The organism is Jatrophihabitans sp. (assembly GCF_036389215.1).
Classification (GTDB): Bacteria; Actinomycetota; Actinomycetes; order Mycobacteriales; family Jatrophihabitantaceae; genus Jatrophihabitans_A.
Window position 1 is genome coordinate 1 of the sequence record NZ_DASVQG010000238.1, and the last position, 22,513, is coordinate 22,513.

Here is a 22,513-nt window from a genome sequence, read left to right on the forward strand (position 1 = left end):
CACGATGTGGCCGCCGGCGCCGGCCTCCAGGGCCGGCAGCAGTGCCTGCACCAGCCGCATCGCGCCCAGCACGTTGGTCTCATACATCCGAAGCCAGTCCGCCGGGTCGGCCTGGGCAACCGGCTCCAGCCCGATCGCCCCGCCGGCGTTGTTGACCAGTAGCGCCAGGCCCTCGCGCTCGGCGTTCACCCGGGCCGTCAACTCGGCAACCGAGCCCGGCGAGGTGACATCCAGGGTGACCGCGGTGATCGCCGGGCTGTCCGCCGCCACCTGCGCGAGCCGGTCCGCGCGCCGGGCGCAGGCCCACACGGTGAAGCCGGCCGAGGCGAGCTGCCGGGCGGTTGCCGCGCCGATTCCGCTGGACGCTCCGGTCACCACTGCCAGTCCGCGCGAGGTTGCCATGCCTGGATTCTCACCGATCCGGGTAGGTGAGGCATGATCGGGGGCGGCCCGGTGTTGTGTCCAGAGCTGAGCAAGGACAGCTGACCCACAGGGCTGATCAGGGGGACGAGGTGCGACAGGGCGTGCGACGCGGGATGTCAACGCGGGTAGCAAGGCACGGCGCACTCCCGAAGCGGGTAGCCACCCTCAGCGTGCACACCTCCCCGCTGGAACAACCCGGTGGCGGCGATGCCGGCGGCATGAACGTCTACATCCTGGAATCGGCGCGCCGGCTGGCCGACTCGGGTGTCGAGGTCGAGATCTTCACCCGGGCAACCTCCTCCGACCTGCCCAGGGTGGTGGAGGTCGAGCCAGGGGTGATCGTCCGGCACGTGACGGCCGGCCCCTTCGAGGGGCTGTCGAAGCAGGATCTGCCGGCCCAGCTGTGCGCCTTCAGCGCCGCGGTCCTGCGAGCCGAAGCCCAGCACGAGCCGGGTTGGTATGACGTGGTGCACTCGCACTACTGGCTGTCCGGACAGGTCGGGTGGCTGGCTCGGGAACGGTGGGGCGTCCCGCTCGTGCACACCGCCCACACCCTGGGCCGGACCAAGAACGCCTACCTGGCCGACGGCGATGCGCCCGAGCCGCTGGCCCGGATCGTCGGTGAGGAGCAGGTCATCGCCGAAGCGGACCGGCTGATCGCCAACACCGACGACGAGGCCAGGCAGCTGGTCGACCGGTACGACGCCGACCCCGACCGGATCGTCACCGTCCCGCCCGGCGTGGACCTGGACACCTTCCGCCCCGTCCCGGCCGGGGCGGCCCGGGAACGGCTGGGGATCGCGCCGCACGCCCTGGTGCTGCTGTTCGTCGGGCGGTTGCAGCCCTTGAAGGCGCCGGACGTCCTGCTTCGGGCGGCGGCCCGGCTGGCTGAACTCGATCCGGAACTTGCGCGGCGGCTGCAGGTGGTCATCGTCGGTGCACCGAGCGGCTCCGGGGTGAACGACCCGCTGGCCCTGCCGCGGCTGGCGGCCGAGCTCGGGATCGCGGACCGGGTGCGGTTCGAGCCGCCGGCCTCCCGGTCCCGGCTGGCGGACTTCTACGCCGCGGCGGACCTGACCGTCGTGCCCAGCCACAACGAGTCCTTCGGCCTGGTGGCGCTGGAGTCCCAGGCCTGCGGGGTTCCGGTGGTGGCGGCCGGGGTAGGTGGCCTGCGGACCGCGGTGCTGGACGGCCGGACGGGCACCCTGGTGGGCAGCCATCGCACCGAGGACTGGGCCGACGCCCTGGGCGCGCTGCTGCGCAGCCCGCTGCGGCGGGCGGCTATGGGCGCGGCCGCCCGGGTGCATGCCGAGCAGTTCTCGTGGCGGAATACCGCCGATGGCCTGCTGGTCGCCTACCGGGACGCGATGGCCGACTTCGGCTCGCTGGCGCTGACCGGCTCGGCTGCGCGGTGACGGCTGCCCGGCCGGGCGACGCCGACCAGCAAGGCCACCCCGTCGACGTGATCAGGCGAGCCCTCGACGACGCGGAGGTGGAGTACCAGGAACCCCAGCCCGGCGCGTTCGTGGTCAACCTTCCCGGCCAGAAGCGCCTGAAGACCGCATGCTGGCTGGTGGTCGGCGGCCAGGGCCTGGCGGTCGAGGCGTTCGTGGTGCGCAAGCCCGAGGAGAACCACGAGCAGGTGTACGGCTGGCTGCTCTCGCACAATGCCCGGATGTTCGGGGTGTACTGGTCGATCGACGACTCTGGTGACATCTACCTGACCGGGCGGTGGCCGCTGGCGGCGGTGACCGTGGACTCGGTCGACCGGGTGCTCGGCGTGGTGCTCGACTATGCCGATTCGGCGTTCAACACCCTGCTCGAACTGGGTTTCGGTTCCTCGATCAAGCGGGAATGGGCGTGGCGGCAGAGCCGGGGCGAGTCGCTGGCCAACCTTGCCGCGTTCGAGAACTTCGTCAAGCGCGCGCGCTGAGCGCCCGCGGCGACCTGGCAGGATTGGTTCCATGACCGTCACCCTCGTGCTGCTCCGTCATGGTGAGAGCGACTGGAACCGCAAGAACCTGTTCACCGGCTGGGTGGACGTCGACCTGACCGAAGCCGGCGAGGCCGAAGGCCGGCGTGCGGGGGAGTTGCTGCGCGAGCACGGCCTGGCACCCGAGGTGGTGCACACCTCGCTGCTGCGGCGGGCGATCCGGACCGCCCAGATCTCGCTGGACACCGCCGACCGGCACTGGATCCCGGTGCGGCGCAGCTGGCGGCTCAACGAGCGCCACTACGGCGCGCTGCAGGGCAAGGACAAGGCGGCGGTGCGAGCCGAGTTCGGCGACGAGCAGTTCATGCTGTGGCGCCGCTCCTATGACGTGCCGCCACCGCCGCTGGCCGAGGACGACGAGTACAGCCAGGTCGGCGATGACCGCTACGCCAACCTGCTGACCACGGTTCCGCGTACCGAGTGCCTGGACGACGTGGTGGCCCGGATGCTGCCCTACTTCTATGACGCCATCGTGCCGGACCTGCGCAACGGCACGGTGCTGATCGCCGCGCACGGCAACTCGCTGCGGGCGATGATCAAGCACCTGGACGACCTCAGCGACGAGGCTGTGGTGTCTCTGAACGTCCCCACCGGGATTCCGCTTCGCTACGAGCTCGACGACAAGACGATGCTGCCGGTGCGGCCCGGGGAGTACCTGGACCCGGAGGCCGCCGAGGCTGCCATCCAGGGAGTGGCGAACCAGGGCAGGTAGGGCGGTGGTTCACCCCTGACCGCCGGTGCTTCAGCTCTGACCGCCGAGCTGCCATTCGGGATCGGGGATCGGTGCGGGTGCCTCCGCGTTCTCGAACAGGGTCCCCGCTGCCACCCCGAGCGCGGTCTCGATGGCGCGGGCGGTTGCCAGCGTGCAGCCGGTGCGGCGGCCCGTCACCAGATGGTTGACGGTGGCGTGGCTGAGCCCGGCCACCCGGGCGAGTAGCCGCTCGGACATGCCCGTCGCCTCCAGGCAGATGATCAAGGCCTCACGGCTGCGCAGCTGCATGGCTAACCACCGAAATCTATGGACGGTGTCAACCAGCAGTCTAGATATTGTCTACTAGTAAGCGACACGCAGGGTAACCAAAAGTCGCCCGGGGACGTTGAGCGGCACCGGCCCGTTGAGCGGCCGCTCGGACAGTGCGCTTCAGTGGTTCTCAACAGCTCATCACCCTTCATGTGGGACCGTGCCGGTACGCGAGGCGGCGTGGTCGAAATCCTTGTTGCTGGCGCGGTGCCTGTCAACTATAACTTGACACGCTTCATGTAATGATAGACACACGGGGGCAAAATTACTTCGCTGTAGTTAGCTCAATGGATAGCCTGCGGAGGGTGGCTACCTCTAGTTTTGTGAACGCCGGGCCGTCCCGGCAGCACTGTGCGTAGCGGTTCCCGACCGGAGAGGGGTCGATCGACGATGGTTGACCCGCGCTCGGGGCACGTGCCAACGATTGCTGAACTGGTTCGACAGAAGCTCGCCACCGGGTTGACGCTGCGCCAACTCGAAGAACGCTCCGGCGGCTCGGTTCCGTACCAGACGTTCGGCAAGATCAGCAAGGGTGACGTGAAGGGCTGGCCGAAGTCACGCGAGGTGATCGAGGGCACGGCGCACGCCCTCGGGGTCGACCCGCGAGAGGTGGTGCTCAGCTACGCCACCCAGTTCGACATCGACGTCTCGGAGGACCGCTCACTGCTGGCCTCGATGCTTCCGGCGTCGACCGGTGACCTGACGATCGAGCAGGCTCAGGCCGTGGCGGCGCTCCTTCGGGCGTTCACCGCACCGGCTGCCGGAGCCAGGCCGGCGCAGGTAGCGCCGTTGGACATATCGGGGTTCACGACCGCCGAGCGGCGGCAGGTCACCGACCTGGTCCTGGAACTGGGCGACCGGGCGGGGACTGCCCGAGCGGAAAACCTATCGGCGCTGGCGTCGGTGCTGTCGTTCCTGGAGCGTGTCCTGGCGGCGGCTATCGACGAAGCGGAGGGCGAGTAGCCGGCTTCAGGGCTGCGGTCGCCTCAGCGTTTCGGTGCCTACCAGCTGCGGTTGTTTACCAGCTGCGGTTGTTTACCAGCTGCGGTGGACCCCTGCCGCGGCGCGCCGAGCCATCAGGTCGGACATGGCCTCGATCAGCAGGCCTTCAAGCTCGGAGTCCGCTGTGGTGGCACAGCCCAGTGCAGCCTGTACTCCGGCACGGGCCAGATCCGCTCGAAAGCCGGTGCTCAGGAACGGGCCGGCCTCAGGCCGGCCGACCAGGATCAGCACCACGATCTGGCGGGTGCCGTACCGGCCCAGCAGATCGGAGGGGGCGAGGCCCGAGCCGATCGCCTGCAGGATCCGCTGCTCTGCCCCTGACTCCTCCGGGTCGATGATGATGAGGGCGACGTGGCCCCGCGCGTCGTGCAGCTTCTGATGGGCCTGCACCCGCCAGGCCGTCTCCGACCACAGTCCGGTCTCTTCGTCGAACGCTTGCTCGACCTTGACCGTCTCCCGCAGCGACCAGCGGTGGACGAGTAGCACCGCGGGCAGAACCAGGAATCCGAGCGCCACGTGCCAACCGATCAGTTCGGCAAGGGCTATGCCTAAGCACTGAGTCGCAACTTCGGCCAAGTGCGCCTTCGGGTTGGCGAACTTGCGGAGAACACGTCTGTCCCCCGCGACTGCCATCACTGTCGCGATCATGGTGATATTTACGGTCGAGAAGGTCAGCACCGCAAGAAATATCTCTGCGGGCCCGTCCACAGCGTCGACAACAACCATGGTGGCAAGGCAGGCTGCCACCGCAGTCGCACAGCTAAAGAGGTATCTCAGAGGTTGGCGCCGACCAACTATTTTGCGAGAGGGCCACTCGGCGACGTAAGCGATCGCAACCACGCTCACAATGAGTGGCGGCGGCAGGAGAAGCGTGGCTGCAATCGTCCAGACGCTGAGAAGGTTCGGCATTTTGCCATTAGCAAGTGCGCGGCGGAGCCGTTCTAACCGCCGAATCGATACCGAATAGGCAACACTGGTTGATGCCAGAAGCAGGAAGGATGCGTCGTCGGGCCCAATCATTAGGGGATCCTGCGGGGCTGAGGCACGCGCCGAGTCTCGTGGCTCCGATCTACGCCCGCACGGCCGAGCACTCCAATTCCTGAAGGGGGTGTGTTGGATGTTGCGTCACTGGGATTGGGACTAAACCTACGGAGATAAAGATCAGCGGCAGGACGCGGCTGTTGAACAGGCCGCGTCTTGCTCCTGATCGCATTGGCTCTCATCGCAATCCCCCCGGTATCAACCGTCACAGACCGTACCCGCAAGGTCCAGTTCTGTCACCACGGGACTGACCTTGACCAAGCCCGCCTATGCCACCATCTGCCGAATGTCCTGGGATGGATGCTAGATCAGCAGCTGTCGGTTGTCTGACCCATGCTTAGCATGGGTGGCGTTCCCTGTCGCCGCCCCATGCACGCCTCGTGTCGTGGCTGAGCCCTACACGGAGCGTCGGTTCAACGCTAATCCACAAGGCGGGTGCGCTTTGATGTTGCGTCAGCGGATCGTGTTGGCTCGAAGGAATGACCTTACACTCGTAGGGAACAGCAAGAGGCTTATACCTTACCCGGCCGAAGAATAGACCTAGCGATCTGTCTATTGATATAGACGAAGTGTCTATATACATGAAAGGTCAGACGAGTGCTCTTGCGATAGCCAATCTCTTGCCAGAGCCTGACGTTTGTCACGAGGGGAGGTCGCCTGTATGCGTCATTAGAATTGGCCGTAGACACGGTGGCGCGAGCGTGGCTGCGACGCATGTAGCCGTTACCCGTGTGGAGCGTGGTGCTTCGGAGATTGCCGGACTGCGTAACGAATATTCTGGCTAGGTCGAGGTGATGCGCCATGTTTCGCAACTGGACTCGGCGACATAAGCAGATGGCGTGCGTGCCAGGTAGGTCGCCAGCCTGGGAGGGAGGTGCTCATGCTTCGTAGTTGGGAGTGGTGATGCTCGTCTTCGCCTGGCTCTCAAGGCCAGGCAGCTGCTGCGCTCTCCCTGCTCAGATGAGTGGAGGTGGGTTCGGGATGACCCGTAACTGGGAGTGCCGTAACTGCCGGCAAGTGAGAGCAGACGGATGAGCCGAGTCTCCGTCGGCACTGTGACCGGAGGTACTACGTCCGACGCTCCGCAACTGGCATTGGGGTTAGTCCGAGCAGTGGAGCATGCCTGCTGCTGACTGGGTCCGCAGGCTGAGAGGTAGGTATCCATGCTTCGCAACTACAACTGGCCGTAACTCCCGCCATGAGGGACAGACACGAGCTGAGCCAGCGGGCTTCGGATGGAGGTGCGCACTGATGCTTCGAAACTGGGAATGGCCCTAGCCCGCCGCTGGCTGCTTGGCCGCCGCGGATCCGGCCGGCATCGCGCCGGTGGCGATGAACACGATCCGACGGGCGACGCCGACCGCGTGGTCGGCGTACCGCTCGTAGTACCGCCCCAGCAGCGTCATGTCGATCGCCGCCTCGATGCCATGTGACCAGGTGTCGGACAGCAACTGCGTGAAGAGCTTGCGGTGCAGGCCGTCCATCGAGTCGTCCTCGGCCTCGATCGCCTGCGCCAGCTCGACGTCACGTCCCTTGATCACCTCGGCGACCTTGTCCACCAGCGACAACGCCACCGCCCCCATCTGCGAGATCACGTCGCGCAGCTCCGTCGGGACGGCGATGTCCGGGTGGCGCATCCGGGCGACCTTCGCCACGTGCAGCGCCAGATCACCCATCCGTTCCAGGTCGGCCACCAGGTGCAGCGTGGTCACCAGCACCCGTAGGTCGGTCGCCACCGGTTGCTGCAGCGACAGCAGCAGGAACGTCCGGGCTTCCAGGTCGGCCCGCAGCGCGTCGATGGCAGTGTCGTCGCTGACCACCCGCTCGGCACCGCTCAGGTCACCGGCGAGCAGCGCCTCGGTCGCCCGCTGCATGGCCGTGCCCGCCAGGTGCGTCATGGCCACCAGGCTGGCGCCGATCTGGTCCAACTCGTCGTGGTAGAGATCGCGCATGCGACCAGCCTAGGGACGCAGATGTCCGACGCAGGCGCCCGGAATGAATGACCGGCGGCCGGTCGGTGAACAACAGATGACGCCCGGTCCGCACCGGCCTCAGGCCGTCCGTGCGCCCATTTTCCGGCCGTAGGATGCGGACGTGGCCCTTGTCGTTGCCGTCGTCTCGTTCCTGCTCGGAGCGGCGATGTCGGCCTTCGCGGCGGCACTGTTCGTGCGCCGCAGCGCCGTCCGGTCCGGTTCGGCTCCGGCCGCGCCCGCAGCCCCCGGAACGAGCCTGGCATCACGGGCGCTCGGCGCGCTGGACGTCGGCGTGGTGGTGCTCGACCGGGACGAGACGGCGATCTTCGCCAACCCGGTGGCCCGGCGGATGCGGGTGGTCGAGGCCGACCGGCTGACCCTGCCGGTGCTGTCGGAACTGGTGCGGTCGGTGACCGACTCCGGCCGTCCCGACAGCGTCACCCTGGACCTGACCGCCCCCGGCCGGGGCCCGGAACACGTCAGCTTCCTGGTGCGGGCGATGCCGCTGCGCGACGGCGGCCGGGTCGGCTCGGTCGTCCTGCGATTCTCCGACATCACCGAGGCTCGGCGGCTCGAACTGGTACGCCGGGACTTCGTCGCCAACGTCTCGCACGAACTCAAGACCCCGGTCAGCGCGCTGACGTTGCTCGCCGAGGCGGTCCAGGAGGCGGCCGACGATCCCGAGGCGGTGCAGCGGTTCGCCGGCCGGATGCAGCGCGAAGGCTCCCGGCTGGGCCGGCTGGTGCAGGAGCTGATCGAGCTGTCCCGGGTGCAGGGCGCCGAGGCGTTGCCGGGGCAGGCGCTGGTCAGCGTCGACCAGGTCGTCGGCGAGGCGGTGGACCGCAGCCGGCTGCTGGCCGAGCAGACCGGGATCACGGTGGTCGAGCGCACCGAACCGGGGCTGCAGGTGCGCGGCAACGAGACGCAGCTGAGCACGGCGCTCGGCAACCTGGTCGACAACGCCATCGCCTACAGTCCCGAGCACACCCGGGTCAGTGTGACCAGTCGCCTGGTCACCGACGCCGACGGCGCCGACTGGGTCGAGATCGCCGTCGCCGACCAGGGCATCGGGATTGCCGACACCGACCTGGACCGGGTGTTCGAGCGGTTCTACCGGGTGGATCAGGCTCGCTCCAGGGCAACCGGCGGTACCGGCCTAGGGCTCGCCATCGTCAAGCACATCGCCACCAACCACGGCGGCAGCGTGTCGGTGTGGAGCGTGGTCGGGTCCGGCTCGACCTTCACCATGCGGCTGCCGCTGGCCGGTCGCGCGCCGCTGGCTGATCGCGCGCCGCTGGCTGATCGTGCGCCGCTGGCCGGCCGCGCGCCGCTGGCCGGCCGTGCGCCGGCATCCGTGGCCGGCTCCGCTCCCGCCGCCGCCGACACCGCCGCGGGATGATCCCGCCGCGTCCGCCATCCACGAGAGGAAGACCGTGACCCGGGTACTGGTCGTCGAGGACGAGGAATCGATCTCGGACCCGCTGTCCTACATGCTCCGCCGCGAGGGTTTCGAGGTGGAGGTGGCCGAAACCGGTCCGGACGCGCTGCGCCAGTTCGACCGCAGTGGCGCCGACCTGGTGTTGCTGGACCTGATGCTGCCCGGGCTCTCGGGCACCGAGGTCTGCCGATCGCTGCGGCAGCGGTCCAACGTCGCCATCATCATCCTGACCGCCCGGGACTCCGAGGTGGACAAGGTAGTCGGGCTCGAGCTCGGAGCCGACGACTACGTGACCAAGCCGTTCTCGCACCGGGAGCTGCTGGCCCGGATCAGGGCGGTGCTGCGCCGCGGCGCGGAGTCCGAGGAGTTGCTGAGCCCGACGATCGAGGCCGGCCCGGTGCGGTTGGACGTCGAGCGGCACACCGTGTCGGTCAACGGCGCGACGGTGGCCCTGCCGCTCAAGGAGTTCGACCTGCTGGAGCTGCTGCTGCGCAACGCCGGCCGGGTGCTGACCCGGGGCCAGCTGATCGACCGCATCTGGGGTTCGGACTACGTCGGTGACACCAAGACCCTCGACGTGCACGTCAAGCGGCTGCGGTCCAAGATCGAACCCGACCCGGCGAATCCGGAGTTCCTGCTGACGGTCCGGGGGCTGGGCTACAAGTTCGACGGCTGAGCCGCTTCTGTGACGGCTGAGCCGCTTCTGCGACGGTGGATACCAGGGCCGCGACGAGCTCCGCGCAGTGCCGTTCTGACGGCAGCGCCGTCCCCAGAATTAGGTTCCGTTCTGAAAACTGTCAGAGGCCGGTGCGAAGGTCTGCCCAAGTCAAACCTGTGGAGGAGACCCGCGATGTTCGACATCGAATGCACCCAGAGCGACACCGACGCCGCCTGCTGCATCAACGCAGGATGCGGCAACCGGTTCGATCCGACCTACGAGGGTTTCAACGGCGAATGTGACTACTGCGCGGCGCTCGCCGCCGATCATTTCGCCGGTGCGCACCGCGGGTTGGGGGTCGAGTGCTCGTTCTGCTTCACCGAAGAACCGGCCGAAGCGGAACGGGTGCTGGCACTCGCCGCCTGAGCCAACCGGTTTCTTCCGCCGGCCGAGCTACCGGTCGTCGTCCGGCCGAGCTGACTCGGTCGCGGTTCGGCTGAGCTACCGGTTGAGGCCGGCGGGCGGCTGGGCCGCCGCCACGGTGGCCGGATGCACCGCGACCAAGCCCTGCGCCAGCCGCAACGCGCACAGCCTGGCCAGCTCGGTGTACGCCGGCTGCCCGATCAGCGCGGTGAGTTCCGGCGCGTAGCTCAGATACATCGGTTCGGTCCCGACATGGGCCTCGGGAGAGGAGGTGCACCACCAGTGCAGGTCATGCCCGCCCTCACCCCAGCCGCGCCGGTCGAACTCGGTCACCGTCGACACCAGGACCTGCGTGTCATCGGCCCGTGTCACCCATTCCTGTTCCCGGCGGACTGGCAGCTGCCAGCACACCTCCGGCTTGGTGTCCAACGGGTGCAGGCCGGTACGCAGGGCCAGCGCGTGCAGGGCGCAACCCTCGCCGCCTGCGAAGCCTGGCCGGTTGAGGAAGATGCAGGCACCGTCGACCGTCCTGGTCCGGATCCGGTTCTCGTCGTCACCGACCGAGTCCTGCTCGGTGATGCCCTTGCGGCGGCCGACCTTCTGGTACTGCCAGGTCTCGGCGTCCAACTGCCTGGCGTAGCCGCGCACCCGCTTGAGGTCCTCGGCGTCGGAGAAGAACGCGCCGTGGCTGCAGCACCCCTCCTCGGGCCGTCCCTCGATGACCCCGTGGCAGCCGCGTCCGAAGATGCAGGTCCAGCGCGAGCACAGCCAGGTCAGGTCCGCCCGGATGCGGTGCTCGGGATCGGCGGGGTCGGTGAACTCCAGCCATTCCCGGGTGAAGTCCAGGCCCACCTCGCTGTCGCGGGGCGCGGGCTGGATGACGGGCAGGTTCCGGGCAGGCACAACGGCGAGACTAGCCCGGCGCAGCCGAGGGTTGCCACGGCGGCCGGGCTCGGCCGGAGGTCGCCCGGCCCGGATCGGCTAGCGTGACCGCCATGCGACTAGGGGTATTGGACGTGGGCTCGAATACCGTCCACCTGCTGGTGGTCGACGCCCACCTGGGTGCTCAGCCGACCCCGCAACTGTCCCGCAAGAGCGTGCTGCGGCTGGCTGAGCACATCGGCAAACGCGGCGACCTGGCCATCGAGGGAGCCGACGCGCTGGTCGGCGCCACCCTCGGCGCCCGCCGGCAGGCCACCGAACTGCAGTGCGACGAGTTGCTCGCCTTCGCCACGTCGGCGGTTCGGGACGCCCGTAACTCCTCCGAGGTGCTGGCCCGGGTCAAGAACGAGACCGGCGTGGAGCTCATGGTGCTCACCGGCGACGACGAGGCGGTGCTGACCTTCCTGGCGGTGCGGCGGTGGTTCGGCTGGAGCGCCGGGCGGCTGCTGTGCCTGGACATCGGTGGCGGCTCGCTGGAACTGGCGGTGGGCAGCGACGAGGTGCCCGAGGTGGCGCTGTCGGTTCCGCTCGGCGCCGGCCGGCTGACCCGGGAGTGGCTCGACGGCGACCCGCCGTCCAAGCGCTCGATCGAAGAACTGCGCAAGTACGTCGCCGAACAGCTTGCCGGCCCGGCCCGCAAGCTGCTGTCCACCGGCCCACCGGACCGGGTGGTCGCCAGCAGCAAGACGTTCCGAACGCTGGCCCGCCTGGCCGGCGCCGCCCCGTCCAGCGCCGGGCCGCGGGTGCGCCGAAGCCTGCAGATCAACGGCCTTCGCCAGATCATCGGCTTCATCTCCCGGATCCCGTCGGCGGACCTGGCGGAACTCGACGGGGTGTCAGCCGCCCGGGCCCACCAGACCATGGCCGGGGCGGTGGTGGCGGAGCAGGCGATGCTGGCGCTGGACGTATCGGAGTTCGAGCTGTCGCCGTGGGCGCTGCGGGAGGGAGTGATCCTGCGCCGGCTGGACCAGATCAGCTGACCCGTCCAGCAGGGGGCCACCCCGGCTCGGGAGCCCGGCTGAGAGGATGACGCCATGACGAGCGACTCCGGCAGGCTGGCGATCATCGGCGGTGGCAAGATCGGCGAGGCGCTGCTGTCCGGGCTGTTGCGCAAGAGCGCCGATCCCGACGACATCCTGGTGGTCGAGCACTATCCCGACCGGATCCGCTACCTGCACGAGCGCTATGGCGTCCGGGTGGTCGACGTCGCCGAGGCCGCCCGGTCCTGCGCCACGATCCTGATCGCCGTCAAGCCGCAGGACATCGACCAGCTGCTCCACCAGCTGGCTGAAGTGGTCACCGCTGAGCAGCTGGTCGTCTCGGTGGCGGCCGGCATCACCACCGCCCGGATCGAGCGCGGCCTGCCCGCCGGACCCGCCGTGGTGCGGTGCATGCCCAACACTCCGGCGCTGGTCGACGAGGCGATGACGGCGATCTCGGCAGGCTCACGGGCCACCCAGGCGCACCTGCAGCGGGCCGACGAGCTGCTCTCCGCCGTCGGCCGGGTGGTCCGGGTGCCCGAGTCCCAGCTGGACGCGGTCACTGCCCTGTCCGGCAGCGGCCCGGCGTACTTCTTCTTCCTGGTCGAGGCCATGATCGACGCAGGCATCCTGCTGGGCCTGCCGCGGGCGCTGGCCGCCGAGCTGATCGTGCAGACCCTGGTCGGCTCGGCGGTGATGCTCCGGGACTCCGGGGAGCACCCGGTGCAATTGCGCGAGGCCGTCACCAGCCCGGCCGGGACCACCATCTCAGCGATCCGCGAGCTGGAGAATCACGGCGTCCGGGCCGCGTTCCTGGCGGCCATCGAAGCGGCCCGCGACCGCTCGGCCGAGCTGGGCCTGGCCGCTGACGCCGAGTGAGCGACGGGTGGACGGGCCGGGTGAGCGGCGGGTGAACCGCGGGTGGACGGGCCGGGTGGATCGCGGGTGAGTGGCGGGGTGAGCGGCGAGTGACCCCCGAGCGTCAGAGCAGCGCCCGTGCGGTAGACGGCACGGAACTCCGCTCGGAATGGGATGGCGCGCCGGGGTTGTACAAAAAGTATCCACTTTGTGAAGAACATGTATCGCATAGGCACCATCGCTACCGCTACTCTCAGGCGAGCACGTGCGTGTCAGGTTGCCCGGCGGGAAGCCGGCACACTGTCACGTGCCGAGAGTCCGGTGATCGATGAGTACGACTCCTGAGGGATTGCGTGAGGTGCGTTTTCTGACCGTGGCCGAGGTGGCCGGGGTGATGCGCGTCTCGAAGATGACGGTGTACCGCATGGTGCACTCCGGTGAGCTGCCCGCGGTCAGGGTGGGTCGGTCCTTCCGGGTGCCCGAAAAGGCGGTGCAGGACTATCTCAAGAGCGCCTTCTTCGAGGCCGGCTGAGCGTCCCGACCCACGGACCCGGCTGAGCGTCCCGCCCGCGCGGTGACTGTCGCCTGCCCGTGACTGTCGCGTGCCCGTGACTGTCCTGCCGCGCGATGGCTGTCGCTTGCCCCTGACCGGCGCTTTCGCGGTGCTGCCGTGCGGCCTGACGGTGCTGCCGTGCGGGCCTGACGAGGTGTCAACCCGTGCCGCGCAGCACGGTAAGCTGCCAGCCAGTGACGCGTGCATGACCTGAGGTGACGTCGAAGTCATACGAGTTCAGCCAAGTCGCTCAGGTCCTTCAACGCGAGTCGATGAGGTTGGTGAGGTAGGCAATGGGTTCTGTCATCAAGAAGCGGCGCAAGCGGATGGCGAAGAAGAAGCACCGCAAGCTGCTGAAGAAGACGCGCGTTCAGCGCCGCAACAAGAAGTAACCTGCCTGCTCGACACCCCTCGGTAGGAGTTCGATGTCGCGGGTCGTCCTGGTCACCGGCGTCAGCCGCCATCTCGCCTGCCGGCTCGCGGGGCGGCTGTCTGCCGATCCCGCCATCGACCGGATCATCGGCGTCGACACGGTGCCGCCGGCAAGGGCCGATCTGGACCTGCTGGGCCGTACCGAGTTCGTCCGGGCCGACATTCGCAACCCGCTGATCTCGAAGGTGATCAGCGGCGCCGAGGTCGACACCGTGGTGCATGCCTCGGTCACGGCGACCCCGCACGGTGCGGGCGGGCGGACGCCTATGAAAGAGCTGAACGTCATCGGCACCATGCAGTTGCTGGCAGCCTGCCAGAACTCGGCCACCGTCCAGCGCCTGGTCGTCAAGTCCAGCACCGCGGTGTACGGCACCTCCCCCCGCGATCCGGCGATCTTCACCGAGGACATGGCCGCCAAGGCGCTGCCCCGCAGCGGCTATGCCAAGGACGCCATCGAGGTCGAGGGCTACCTGCGCGGCTTCACCCGCCGGCGCCCGGACGTCAACGTCACGCTGCTGCGCTTCGCCAACTTCGTCGGGCCGTTCATCGACACCCCGCTGACCCGGTACTTCCAGCTGCCGGTCGTGCCCACCGTGTTCGGCTTCGACCCGCGGCTGCAACTGCTGCACGAGACCGACGGCATCGAGGTGCTGCGGCTGGCCAGCACGTCGGACCGTCCCGGGACCTTCAACGTCGCCGCCGACGGCGTGCTGCTGCTCAGCCAGGCCATCCGGCGGGCCCGCAGGATCGCGGTTCCGGTGCCGGCACCGGCCGTCTCGTTCGTCGGGCGGACCGTCCGGCGCAGCGGCATCGTGGACTTCTCGCCGGAACAGATGCAGTTCCTGAACTTCGGGCGGGTGGTCTCCAACGACCGGCTCAAGGAAGCCTTCGGGTACACGCCGCAGTACTCCACCGAAGCCGCTTTCGAGTCGTTCCTGACCGGCCGCCCGGTGTCGCCGGTGGTCACCGAGACGGTCCTGGACGCCGGTGAGGCGGTGCTGGCGCGGCTGCTGCGGACCACGCCGACGCGCGGCCGCACGTCGGCATCCGTCACGTCGATCGACCCTTCGAGGAGGCTTCGCCATGGGTGAGGCTCAGGTGATCAGGTTGCATCCCCAGGACGGTGCTTCGGTGGCGCCCGGCACCGAGCCGGGCCAACAACCGGCCACCGGCCAGGCCGCCGGATGGGAACGCCGGGCGGCGGCGGGGCTGGCATTCCTGCGCCGCCGGGTCACCGGGGACTACCCGGTGGATGACTTCGGCTTCGACCCGGAGCTGACCGAGGCGACGGTGCTGCCGGTGGCCCGCCAGCTGTACCGCAGGTGGTTCAGGACCGAGGTCACCGGCGCGCACCACCTGCCGGCCGACTCGGGCGCGCTGATCGTGGCCAACCACGCGGGTGCCCTGTGGGCGCTGGACGGCGTGATGACCGCGACCGCGGTGCACGACGAGACGCCGAACCACCGGTTCCTGCGGATGCTGGGCGCTGATCTGGTGTTCACCACCCCGGTGCTCGGGCCGCTTGCCCGCAAGACCGGCAGCACGCTGGCCTGCAACGACGACGCCGAGCGCCTGCTGGGTTCCGGGGAACTGGTCGGAGTCTGGCCCGAGGGGTTCAAGGGCATCGGTAAGCCGTTCTCCGAGCGGTACAAGCTGCAACGCTTCGGCCGCGGCGGCTTCGTCTCGGCGGCGCTGCGGACCGGTGCGCCGATCATCCCGACGGCGATCGTGGGATCCGAGGAGATCCATCCGATGCTGGGGAACGCCAAGACCCTGGCCAGGGTGCTGGGCCTGCCGCATTTCCCGCTGACGCCGACCTTCCCGTGGCTCGGGCCGCTCGGGCTGATCCCGCTGCCCAGCAAGTGGTACATCGAGTTCGGTGAGCCGATCGACACCACTGAGTACGGCCCGGACGCCGCCGAGGATCCGATGCTGGTCTTCGAGCTCACCGACCGGGTTCGCGAGCAGATCCAGGGCAGCCTGTACCGGCTGCTGATGCAGCGCCGCTCGGTCTGGCACTGACCGCGCGGCTGGCCTCGTCGGCCAGCTGGCACCTGACCTCATCGGCTAGCTGGCACTGACCTCATCGGCCTGGCTCAGGATCGATCCTGGCTGCGCTCCTGCCGGCGCGCGATCGCCAGGCCACCGGCCACCGCCCCGCCGGCCGCCGCCGTGACCAGGGCGGTCGGCACACCGATCCGGGCGGCCTTGCGTCCGGATCGGAAGTCGCGGATCTCCCAGCCACGGCGGCGGGCCTCGTCGCGCAGTGCCGAATCCGGATTGACCGCAACCGGCCGGCCGACCAGCGACAGCATCGGGATGTCGTTGATGGAATCGGAGTACGCCGCGCACTCGGCCAGGTCCAGTCCCTCTCGCAGGGCCAGGTCCCGCACCGCCGCCGCCTTGGCCTCGCCATGCAGCAGCTCACCGATCAGCCGTCCGGTGAACAGGCCGTCCTGCTCCTCGGCCCGGGTGCCCAGCGCTCCGGTCAGCCCCAGCCGGCGCGCGATGATGGCGGCCAGTTCCTCCGGCGTGGCGGTGACCAGCCAGACCCGCTCGCCGGCGTCCAGGTGCAGCTGAGCCAGCGCCCTGGTCCCGGAGTAGATCCGCGCGGCGATCGTCTCGTCGTAGATCTCCTCCGACATCGCCACGATCTCGGCGACGGACTTGCCCGCGATGAACGCCAGCGCCGATTCACGGGCCTGGGTGATGTTGTGCTGCCCTTCACCGCCGGCCCGGAACTTCACCTGCTGCCAGAGGAACCGGCGCAGGTCGCTGGTGGAGAAGTACTTGCGGGCCGCCAGCCCCTTGGCGAAGTGGAAGATCGAGGCGCCCACCACGACGGTGTTGTCGACGTCGAAGAAGGCTGCGGCCTCCGGACGAGCCGGAATCGACAGCGCCTCCTCGACCTCGCGCACCGCCGACCCCGCGGAACGGCCAGGCACCGGTGCTCCCTTCGACGCCGCGGTCAGGTTGGCAGCACCGAGCGTAGCCAGTGCTGCCGTGGCCCAGTGCTGCCGGGGAGCGTCAGGGAGTCCACAGCGCGTTTAGGGGAAGGAGATACTCGGCAAGGGTGTCGGCAACGGGATGGGCAACGTCGGGGTGCGGTCCGAAACCGACCCACCGACCCCACCCGGCACGCTGGGCAGCGGCAACGACAGGCTGGGGCTGGGCGATCCACCGATGACGACCGGTGTGCTGGCCGTGGCACCGCCGCCGGTCGGCTGGCTGGAGGGCAGCGGCGCCGGCGTGGTCACGGGCAGCGCGGTGGGCAGCCCCGGTGCCGACGAGGGAGAGGTCGTCGTGCCGGAAGCGTGGCCAGAGCTGGAACTGCCCGGTCCGCCGCCGAGCGGCGGCAACGACAGGTTCGGCAACGAGCTCGAGGACCCGGTGGAGCCGAGGCCGGGGATCGGTACCTGCACGGTTGCGGGGGTGCTGCCACCAGGCGTCGGGCTGGACACCGGGCCACAGCTGCCGCACGGCACCGGGCCCAACTCGTCGGCCAGCGCCTGGGCCAGGCACGGGCAGCCCATCGCGCGGTTGAGCTGGGTGGTCCGGGTGGCGATCCGCTGCAGCAGGAGCATCGAGGCCTGGACCCGGGTGTGCAGCGTGCCGGCCGGAAGCCGGTCACGAACCTCGGCCAGCTGGCGTCGCTGCTCGGGCAGCCAGTCGCCCAGCTTGGCCAGCGGCTCCTTGGACAGCTGGGCCACCGCGGCCCGGCCGAGCAGCTGCATGCCGTTGACGCTGTCCTCGTCGGCGCTGACCAGCGTGTCACTGATCAATGACGCGGTATGCGGGTTGACCTGGCGGCCGTCGGCGCTGACGCCGCCGCTGGCCAGCATCGCCGAGGGCTGGGCGAGCAGATCGGCGACCTCGCGGACCCGGTTGCCCGCCAACTGCAGGTACGCCTTGCCCTTGGCGGTGTCGGTGCCGGCCATCGACAGCTGGACGTTCTCACTCGCCCGCTTCACCCCGTACAGGGACTGGCCGGGCAGCGATCCGCCCGCCATCCAGACCGCCATGCCGAGCAGCAGCACCAGCACCGTGGACGCGCCGGCCAGCGCCAGCGCGGGCCGGCGCAACCTGCGCAGCGCCTTGCTGGCGGCCGCGCTGGGCTCGTTGCCGGCGGGAGCGCCGGTCGGCGTCCCCCGGCTCGGCTCGGCCGTCGTCGACTCCGACACGACCCGGGCGGTGATGGCGACCAACTGGGCGCGCAGCTCGAACTTGAAGCGGGGTTCGGGGACGGGGCTGGGTAGCTGGCGCAACCGGCTGATCAGCTCCAACTCGGCAGCGGAGCTACGGTGCCCCCACCGGGTGGTGAATCGCCCAGCGCTCATGCCACCCTCCATGGTGATCCGATCGCAGCACGCGACGCCCGAATGGCGCTACTGGTCTGCTTCGTTGCATTCAACGACAGCCGAGCCGTTGGGGTTACTCACTTGGGGGCATAGTTGCGGATGAACTGAGCTCTTGAGAATTACCTGAGCTCGTCGCCGAGCACGCTCGCCAGCCTCTTCACGGCCCGGTGCTGCAACGCCTTGATGGCCCCGTCGTTCTTGCCCATCACCGACGCGGTCTCGGCCACCGACAGGCCGTTGAGGAACCGCAGCACGATGCACTCCTTCTGCTCCTCGCCGAGGGAGTTGACCGCTTCCAGCAGCCGGGCGTTGGTCATCCTGGTCAGCACCGCAAGCTCGGGGCCGGCGTCCACATCGTTGCCTTCGATCACGTCACCGGTGCTCAGCTCGAGCCGGAACCGGGCCGATTTGGCATGGTCGAAGACGATGTTCCGGGCAATGGTGATGAACCAGGCACCGATGTCACGGCCCTGGTAGTTGATCGAGGAGATCCGGCGCAACGCGCGCAGGAACGTCTCGGAGGTGAAGTCCTCGGCCAGCGCCCGGTCGTTCACGCGGTAGTAGATGAACCGGAATACCGAGTCGACATACTGGTCGTAGAGCTTTCCGAAGGCTTCGCCGTCGCCTCCCTGGGCCGCCAGCACCAGGCTCCACATCGCGGCATGCTCGCCGTTGACCTCAGAGGTGTCACCGCCCCGAGGCAGCGGTATCTTTTCCGGCGCCGAGTCGTTGGAGGAGTCGACATCATCGGAAGCACTGGGCGGGCTGGTACGTGTGGAGCCGGCCGGGGAGGCCGCCAGCGGAATATTGACCGCGGATTCGAAGGCGTCCATCGAGGCGCGGGCCAGGTCGCGCACCCCCTGTGACACTCGGAGGGCGAGCTTTGCCCAGCCTGGAATGGCCGGGGCGGGGACGCCCACAGCCATTCCGGGGATGCTCATCAGCAATGCCCGCTTCCGTAATCCGGGAGTGCGTCGCGGTTCGACGTAATTGGTGACATCTGTTTGTACGAGACGCTACCTGTACAAACGGCTCAACACGAGTACCTTTGGTTACTCTCTGCTTGCTACTGGACGCTCGACGTGATGTCAGTAGGCCCTGGCATCTGGGGATACCCGTCAGTAGCTTTAATCGAAACCGGGTCTGCGGGACCGGGGACGAGGTTCAGGGAGGTCTGGTGACTGTCGAGTCTCGCGCGCCGCTGCCCAGCGAATCGGGCCAGGCCGAGGCCCGTCCCGCCACGTTCGGCGAGCTGCTCCAGCGGGCGGCGCAGGAGCGGCCGGCTGAGATCGCCGTGATCGACGCCGAGCACCGCTGGACCTGGTCGCAGCTGCGGGACACCGTCGGTGACCTCGCGGCCGGACTGGTGGCAGCGGGCCTGCGGCCTGATGACCGGCTCGCCATCCAGGCGCCCACCACCACCGAATTCGTCACCGTCTACCTCGCCGCGCTGCAGGCCGGCCTGGTGGTGGTGCCGGTCAACCCGGGCTACACGATGCCCGAACTGGAGCACATCCTCGCCGACTCCGGTGCCCGGATGCTGGTCACCTCCGCCGTGGCCACCGTCGCGGCGGCCGACCGGCTCTACCAGAGCCACCCGCAGCTGAGCCAGATCGTCATCGCCGCCCGGTCCGATGCCGACGGGCTGCCCACCGTCGCCGAACTGCTGGCCGCCGGCCGGGACGCTCCGGACGGCCCACCCCAGGGTCTGGACCGCACCGGTGAGCAGCTGGCGGTCCTGCTCTACACCTCCGGCACGTCGGGCCGTCCCAAGGGCGCCATGCTGCCGGTACGCGCGCTGCTGGCGAACCTGGCCCAGGTGGCGGACCTGCGGCCGGTGCCGGTCAGCGCTCGGGACCGGATCTTCCTGCCGCTGCCGCTGTTCCACGTCTTCGGGCTCAACGCCGGCCTCGGACTGGCGCTGTACTTCGGCGCGGGCGTCGTGCTGGCATCGAGGTTCGACGCCGCGGCCAGCCTTCGGCAGCTGCGCGAGGAGCAGGTCACGGTGGTGATCGGAGCCCCGCTGGAGTTCGCGATGTGGGCCGGCGAGCCGGAGCTGGCGGACGGCTTCGCCGGGGTCCGGTTCGCGCTGTCGGGCTCGGCCCCGCTGTCGGCGGAGCTGATCGCCCGCTTCGAGTCCGTCGGGGTGCCGCTGTTCGAGGGCTACGGCCTGACCGAGGCGGCTCCGGTGATCTCGCTGAACCTGACGCCCGCCGGTCCGGACAGCTGGGCGGATCCCAAGCCCGGCTCCGTCGGCCGGCCGCTGCCCGGCATCGAGGTGCGGCTGGTCGACAGCGACGGCGAGGTGGTCGAGGTCGGCGATCTCGGCCTGCTCGAGGTGCGGGGTGCGAACCTGTTCCTCGGCTACTGGCCCGACGCGTCGGATGGGCCCGCGGAGGACGGCTGGTTCGCGACCGGGGACCTGGCGGTGGCCGACGACGACGGCGACTACTACCTGGTGGGCCGGCGCACCGATCTGGTGCTGGTGAACGGCTTCAACGTCTACCCCGCCGAGGTCGAGGCGGTGTTCAGTAAGCTGGCCGGGGTGGCCGAGATCGCGGTGCTCGGGGTGGCCGAGAGCGAGACCAGCGAATCGATCGTGGCCTACGTGGTCCCCGAGGCCGGGACCGTGCTGGACCCGGATCAGCTGCTGGCCGAGGCCGGGCGGTCGCTGGCCCGGTTCAAGCTGCCCAAGCAGATCATCGAGGTGAGCGAGCTGCCGCACACCGTCACCGGCAAGGTGATGAAGTGGCGGTTGCGCGCGGCCGCGGGCCGGGGCTGACGGGGCCGTGGCAGCACCCGAGCACCGGGTCACCCTGATCACCCGGGACGGCTGTCACCTGTGCGCCGATGCCGAGCGGCAGCTCGCGGCGCTGTCGGACGAGCTCGGATTCGAGCTGGTGCTGCTGGACGTCGACGCCGATCGGGCCCGGGCCAACGAGTACTCCGAGCGGGTGCCGGTGATCCTCATCGACGGCGCCGAGCACGGTTACTGGCGTGTGGAAGAAGCGCGGTTCAGGGCTGCTCTGCGACGCTGAACAACGCTGTCCAGCGGCCTATTACCACACCGGTCAGCGATTTTGTGAATGCCTTCACAAGAGCGTACGGTTCCTTGCTGTCTACCCCTTTACCACACCGGTTTGCCTTCACTGCGGGGGGCCTGCGGCAAGGGCCGTGACCGGTCATCTTGAGGAGCACATGATCGCGCAGCCAGACCCGCTCGACGCGGTCGGCGATGACGCTGACCAGCGGTCGGTGACGGCTACCGACCAGCGGGTGATCCCGGAGGCCACCGTCGCCCGGCTGGCCACCTACCTGCGCGCGCTGATCGGCATGGGTGAGCTGGGAGTGGCCACCGTGTCCTCGGAATCGCTGGCCGCCGCGGCCGGGGTGAACTCCGCCAAGCTGCGCAAGGACCTGTCCTACCTCGGCTCCTACGGCGTGCGCGGCGTCGGCTACGAGGTGTCGGTGCTGACCGAGCAGATCCACAAGACCCTCGGCCTGCACCAGAACCGGGCTGTGGCCCTCATCGGCATGGGACACCTGGGCCAGGCGCTGGCCGGGTACGCCGGTTTCGCCTCCCGGGGCTTCCGGATCTCGGCGCTGATCGATGCCCATCCGGCGCTGGTGGGCACCCGGCTGCGCGGGCTGACCGTGCAGCACGTGGACTGCCTCGCCGAGGTCGTCAAGCGGGAGAACATCGCGATCGCCGTGGTGGCGGTACCGGCCGCCGCCGCGCAGGACGTCTGCGACCGGTTGGTGTCCGCCGGCGTGACCTCGATCCTGAACTTCGCCCCGACGGTGCTCAACGTCCCGCCGCATGTCGACGTGCGCAAGGTGGACCTGGCGGCGGAGCTGCAGATCCTGTCCTTCCACGACAACCGCAAGGCAGGCCGGGCGGACTGCCTGCCGATGACTGCCCAGCCGATGGGTGCCCAGCCCATGGGTGCCCAGCCGATGGGTGCACAGCCCATGGGTGCCCAGCCGATGACTGCCAAGCCGGTCAGCAAGGTGGCGGTGGCTCCGTGACACTGCTCGTGGTCGGCCTTTCACATCACTCCGCACCGGTCCGGGTGCTGGAACGCGCCAGCATCCCGCCGGACGGGCAGGCCAAGGTCCTGGACGAGCTGCACCGCAGCCAGGCCATCTCCGAGGTCATCGTGCTCTCGACGTGCAACCGGATCGAGATCTATGCAGACGTTGCCCGGTTCCACCCGGCGGTCGTCGACATCTCCACCACGCTGGCCCGGATCGCCGGCATGGGCGTGACCGAACTCGGCGATCACCTCTACGTCCACTTCGACGAGGCGGCCGCCGACCACCTGCTGCAGGTGGCGGCCGGGCTGGATTCGATGGTGGTCGGGGAGTCCCAGATCCTGGGCCAGCTTCGCAACGCCTATGCCAGCGGGACCGAGGCC

Annotated in this window: 24 protein-coding genes and 1 pseudogene; 17 read left to right on the forward strand and 8 right to left on the reverse strand. The window is 69.1% G+C overall.

Translation table 11 applies throughout. The annotated features are described in order from the left end of the window. On the reverse strand, positions 1 to 402 hold a 402-nt coding region (locus VF542_RS13120; RefSeq protein ID WP_408652153.1), incomplete at its 3' end, for an SDR family oxidoreductase. A gap of 134 nt (positions 403 to 536) precedes the next feature. Between VF542_RS13120 and mshA the strand changes: the two genes are divergently transcribed. The 3 genes from mshA to VF542_RS13135 are packed head-to-tail and all read left to right on the forward strand — an operon-like array spanning position 537 to position 3,128. Next, positions 537 to 1,838 (forward strand): D-inositol-3-phosphate glycosyltransferase, encoded by a 1,302-nt coding sequence (gene mshA, locus VF542_RS13125; RefSeq protein WP_408652154.1) that lies wholly within the window; start codon positions 537 to 539, stop codon positions 1,836 to 1,838. Continuing rightward, positions 1,835 to 2,356, forward strand: a complete 522-nt coding sequence (locus tag VF542_RS13130) for a YbjN domain-containing protein (RefSeq protein WP_408652155.1) — start codon at positions 1,835 to 1,837, stop codon at positions 2,354 to 2,356. Before mshA ends, VF542_RS13130 begins: the two co-directional genes overlap by 4 nt. Positions 2,357 to 2,387: 31 nt before the next feature. Beyond that, entirely contained in the window at positions 2,388 to 3,128 is a 741-nt protein-coding gene (locus VF542_RS13135; RefSeq protein ID WP_408652156.1) for a phosphoglyceromutase, read from the forward strand. 30 nt (positions 3,129 to 3,158) lie between these two features. Here VF542_RS13135 and VF542_RS13140 read toward each other — a convergent pair whose 3' ends face one another. Next, the gene (locus VF542_RS13140) at positions 3,159 to 3,416 is read right to left on the reverse strand and encodes a helix-turn-helix domain-containing protein (protein ID WP_408652157.1); all 258 of its coding nucleotides are present in this window, start codon (positions 3,414 to 3,416) and stop codon (positions 3,159 to 3,161) included. Positions 3,417 to 3,851: 435 nt separating this feature from the next. On the opposite strand from VF542_RS13140, the gene VF542_RS13145 reads away from it, so the two are divergent. Beyond that, on the forward strand, positions 3,852 to 4,400 hold the full coding sequence (locus VF542_RS13145) for a hypothetical protein (protein WP_408652158.1): 549 nt from the start codon (positions 3,852 to 3,854) through the stop codon (positions 4,398 to 4,400). A gap of 72 nt (positions 4,401 to 4,472) precedes the next feature. Here the strand turns inward: VF542_RS13145 and VF542_RS13150 are convergent, their stop codons facing one another. Beyond that, positions 4,473 to 5,459, reverse strand: a complete 987-nt coding sequence (locus VF542_RS13150) for a hypothetical protein (RefSeq protein WP_408652159.1) — start codon at positions 5,457 to 5,459, stop codon at positions 4,473 to 4,475. A 1,295-nt stretch (positions 5,460 to 6,754) separates the two neighbouring features. Continuing rightward, positions 6,755 to 7,432: a phosphate signaling complex protein PhoU gene (gene phoU, locus VF542_RS13155; protein WP_408652160.1), complete on the reverse strand. Its 678-nt coding sequence runs from the start codon at positions 7,430 to 7,432 to the stop codon at positions 6,755 to 6,757. A 142-nt stretch (positions 7,433 to 7,574) separates the two neighbouring features. Here phoU and VF542_RS13160 point away from each other — a divergent pair, with 142 nt between their 5' ends. The 3 genes from VF542_RS13160 to VF542_RS13170 all read left to right on the forward strand — a co-directional run bounded on the left by VF542_RS13160 (position 7,575) and on the right by VF542_RS13170 (position 9,975). Further along, a complete protein-coding gene (locus VF542_RS13160) occupies positions 7,575 to 8,852 on the forward strand; it encodes an ATP-binding protein (protein WP_408652161.1) in 1,278 nt (425 codons plus the stop codon). 34 nt (positions 8,853 to 8,886) lie between these two features. Next, positions 8,887 to 9,567 carry a response regulator gene (locus VF542_RS13165; RefSeq protein ID WP_408652162.1) on the forward strand — a complete coding sequence of 227 codons (681 nt, stop codon included), beginning with the start codon at positions 8,887 to 8,889 and terminating at the stop codon, positions 9,565 to 9,567. A gap of 174 nt (positions 9,568 to 9,741) precedes the next feature. After that, a complete protein-coding gene (locus VF542_RS13170; protein ID WP_408652163.1) occupies positions 9,742 to 9,975 on the forward strand; it encodes a hypothetical protein in 234 nt (77 codons plus the stop codon). 75 nt (positions 9,976 to 10,050) lie between these two features. Here the strand turns inward: VF542_RS13170 and VF542_RS13175 are convergent, their stop codons facing one another. Next, the gene (locus tag VF542_RS13175; RefSeq protein WP_408652164.1) at positions 10,051 to 10,875 is read right to left on the reverse strand and encodes a hypothetical protein; all 825 of its coding nucleotides are present in this window, start codon (positions 10,873 to 10,875) and stop codon (positions 10,051 to 10,053) included. A 92-nt stretch (positions 10,876 to 10,967) separates the two neighbouring features. On the opposite strand from VF542_RS13175, the gene VF542_RS13180 reads away from it, so the two are divergent. From VF542_RS13180 to VF542_RS13205, 6 genes are all read left to right on the forward strand, one after another. Further along, on the forward strand, positions 10,968 to 11,894 hold the full coding sequence (locus VF542_RS13180; RefSeq protein ID WP_408652165.1) for a hypothetical protein: 927 nt from the start codon (positions 10,968 to 10,970) through the stop codon (positions 11,892 to 11,894). A 54-nt stretch (positions 11,895 to 11,948) separates the two neighbouring features. Then, a complete protein-coding gene (gene proC / locus VF542_RS13185; RefSeq protein WP_408652166.1) occupies positions 11,949 to 12,773 on the forward strand; it encodes a pyrroline-5-carboxylate reductase in 825 nt (274 codons plus the stop codon). Positions 12,774 to 13,080: 307 nt separating this feature from the next. After that, a complete protein-coding gene (locus VF542_RS13190; protein WP_408652167.1) occupies positions 13,081 to 13,284 on the forward strand; it encodes a helix-turn-helix domain-containing protein in 204 nt (67 codons plus the stop codon). A gap of 314 nt (positions 13,285 to 13,598) precedes the next feature. Then, entirely contained in the window at positions 13,599 to 13,697 is a 99-nt protein-coding gene (locus VF542_RS13195) for a 30S ribosomal protein bS22 (RefSeq protein ID WP_012854759.1), read from the forward strand. Between the two features lie 33 nt (positions 13,698 to 13,730). Continuing rightward, positions 13,731 to 14,828: an NAD-dependent epimerase/dehydratase family protein gene (locus VF542_RS13200; RefSeq protein WP_408652168.1), complete on the forward strand. Its 1,098-nt coding sequence runs from the start codon at positions 13,731 to 13,733 to the stop codon at positions 14,826 to 14,828. After that, positions 14,821 to 15,759, forward strand: coding sequence for a lysophospholipid acyltransferase family protein (locus VF542_RS13205; RefSeq protein WP_408652169.1), 939 nt, complete (start codon positions 14,821 to 14,823; stop codon positions 15,757 to 15,759). Before VF542_RS13200 ends, VF542_RS13205 begins: the two co-directional genes overlap by 8 nt. A gap of 74 nt (positions 15,760 to 15,833) precedes the next feature. On the opposite strand, the gene VF542_RS13210 is transcribed toward VF542_RS13205, so the two are convergent. The 3 genes from VF542_RS13210 to VF542_RS13220 all read right to left on the reverse strand — a co-directional run bounded on the left by VF542_RS13210 (position 15,834) and on the right by VF542_RS13220 (position 19,021). After that, the gene (locus VF542_RS13210) at positions 15,834 to 16,655 is read right to left on the reverse strand and encodes an HAD family hydrolase (RefSeq protein WP_408652175.1); all 822 of its coding nucleotides are present in this window, start codon (positions 16,653 to 16,655) and stop codon (positions 15,834 to 15,836) included. Positions 16,656 to 16,784: 129 nt separating this feature from the next. Further along, a complete protein-coding gene (locus VF542_RS13215) occupies positions 16,785 to 18,074 on the reverse strand; it encodes a DUF5667 domain-containing protein (protein WP_408652170.1) in 1,290 nt (429 codons plus the stop codon). A gap of 140 nt (positions 18,075 to 18,214) precedes the next feature. After that, positions 18,215 to 19,021: a sigma-70 family RNA polymerase sigma factor gene (locus VF542_RS13220; protein ID WP_408652171.1), complete on the reverse strand. Its 807-nt coding sequence runs from the start codon at positions 19,019 to 19,021 to the stop codon at positions 18,215 to 18,217. Between the two features lie 251 nt (positions 19,022 to 19,272). Here VF542_RS13220 and VF542_RS13225 point away from each other — a divergent pair, with 251 nt between their 5' ends. The 4 genes and pseudogenes from VF542_RS13225 to VF542_RS13240 form a co-directional block, all read left to right on the forward strand. Continuing rightward, positions 19,273 to 20,877: a class I adenylate-forming enzyme family protein gene (locus VF542_RS13225; RefSeq protein WP_408652172.1), complete on the forward strand. Its 1,605-nt coding sequence runs from the start codon at positions 19,273 to 19,275 to the stop codon at positions 20,875 to 20,877. A gap of 7 nt (positions 20,878 to 20,884) precedes the next feature. Beyond that, positions 20,885 to 21,133, forward strand: coding sequence for a glutaredoxin family protein (locus VF542_RS13230; protein WP_408652173.1), 249 nt, complete (start codon positions 20,885 to 20,887; stop codon positions 21,131 to 21,133). A 160-nt stretch (positions 21,134 to 21,293) separates the two neighbouring features. Continuing rightward, positions 21,294 to 22,124 (forward strand): redox-sensing transcriptional repressor Rex, encoded by an 831-nt coding sequence (locus VF542_RS13235; RefSeq protein WP_408652174.1) that lies wholly within the window; start codon positions 21,294 to 21,296, stop codon positions 22,122 to 22,124. Continuing rightward, a pseudogene (locus tag VF542_RS13240) lies at positions 22,121 to 22,513 on the forward strand (glutamyl-tRNA reductase); the annotation flags it as partial. The gene VF542_RS13235 and the pseudogene VF542_RS13240, both read left to right, overlap by 4 nt.

What these genes read in the sequence shown, in the direction of transcription:
- mshA (WP_408652154.1), top strand. Translation starts at nt 537, where the DNA reads ATGTCAACGCGGGTAGCAAGGCACGGCGCACTCCCGAAGCGGGTAGCC.
- VF542_RS13135 (WP_408652156.1), top strand. Translation starts at nt 2,388, where the DNA reads ATGACCGTCACCCTCGTGCTGCTCCGTCATGGTGAGAGCGACTGGAAC.
- VF542_RS13140 (WP_408652157.1), bottom strand. Translation starts at nt 3,416, where the DNA reads ATGCAGCTGCGCAGCCGTGAGGCCTTGATCATCTGCCTGGAGGCGACG.
- VF542_RS13150 (WP_408652159.1), bottom strand. Translation starts at nt 5,459, where the DNA reads ATGATTGGGCCCGACGACGCATCCTTCCTGCTTCTGGCATCAACCAGT.
- phoU (WP_408652160.1), bottom strand. Translation starts at nt 7,432, where the DNA reads ATGCGCGATCTCTACCACGACGAGTTGGACCAGATCGGCGCCAGCCTG.
- VF542_RS13170 (WP_408652163.1), top strand. Translation starts at nt 9,742, where the DNA reads ATGTTCGACATCGAATGCACCCAGAGCGACACCGACGCCGCCTGCTGC.
- VF542_RS13180 (WP_408652165.1), top strand. Translation starts at nt 10,968, where the DNA reads ATGCGACTAGGGGTATTGGACGTGGGCTCGAATACCGTCCACCTGCTG.
- proC (WP_408652166.1), top strand. Translation starts at nt 11,949, where the DNA reads ATGACGAGCGACTCCGGCAGGCTGGCGATCATCGGCGGTGGCAAGATC.
- VF542_RS13190 (WP_408652167.1), top strand. Translation starts at nt 13,081, where the DNA reads ATGAGTACGACTCCTGAGGGATTGCGTGAGGTGCGTTTTCTGACCGTG.
- VF542_RS13195 (WP_012854759.1), top strand. Translation starts at nt 13,599, where the DNA reads ATGGGTTCTGTCATCAAGAAGCGGCGCAAGCGGATGGCGAAGAAGAAG.
- VF542_RS13200 (WP_408652168.1), top strand. Translation starts at nt 13,731, where the DNA reads ATGTCGCGGGTCGTCCTGGTCACCGGCGTCAGCCGCCATCTCGCCTGC.
- VF542_RS13205 (WP_408652169.1), top strand. Translation starts at nt 14,821, where the DNA reads ATGGGTGAGGCTCAGGTGATCAGGTTGCATCCCCAGGACGGTGCTTCG.
- VF542_RS13215 (WP_408652170.1), bottom strand. Translation starts at nt 18,074, where the DNA reads ATGAGCGCTGGGCGATTCACCACCCGGTGGGGGCACCGTAGCTCCGCT.
- VF542_RS13220 (WP_408652171.1), bottom strand. Translation starts at nt 19,021, where the DNA reads ATGGCTGTGGGCGTCCCCGCCCCGGCCATTCCAGGCTGGGCAAAGCTC.
- VF542_RS13235 (WP_408652174.1), top strand. Translation starts at nt 21,294, where the DNA reads ATGATCGCGCAGCCAGACCCGCTCGACGCGGTCGGCGATGACGCTGAC.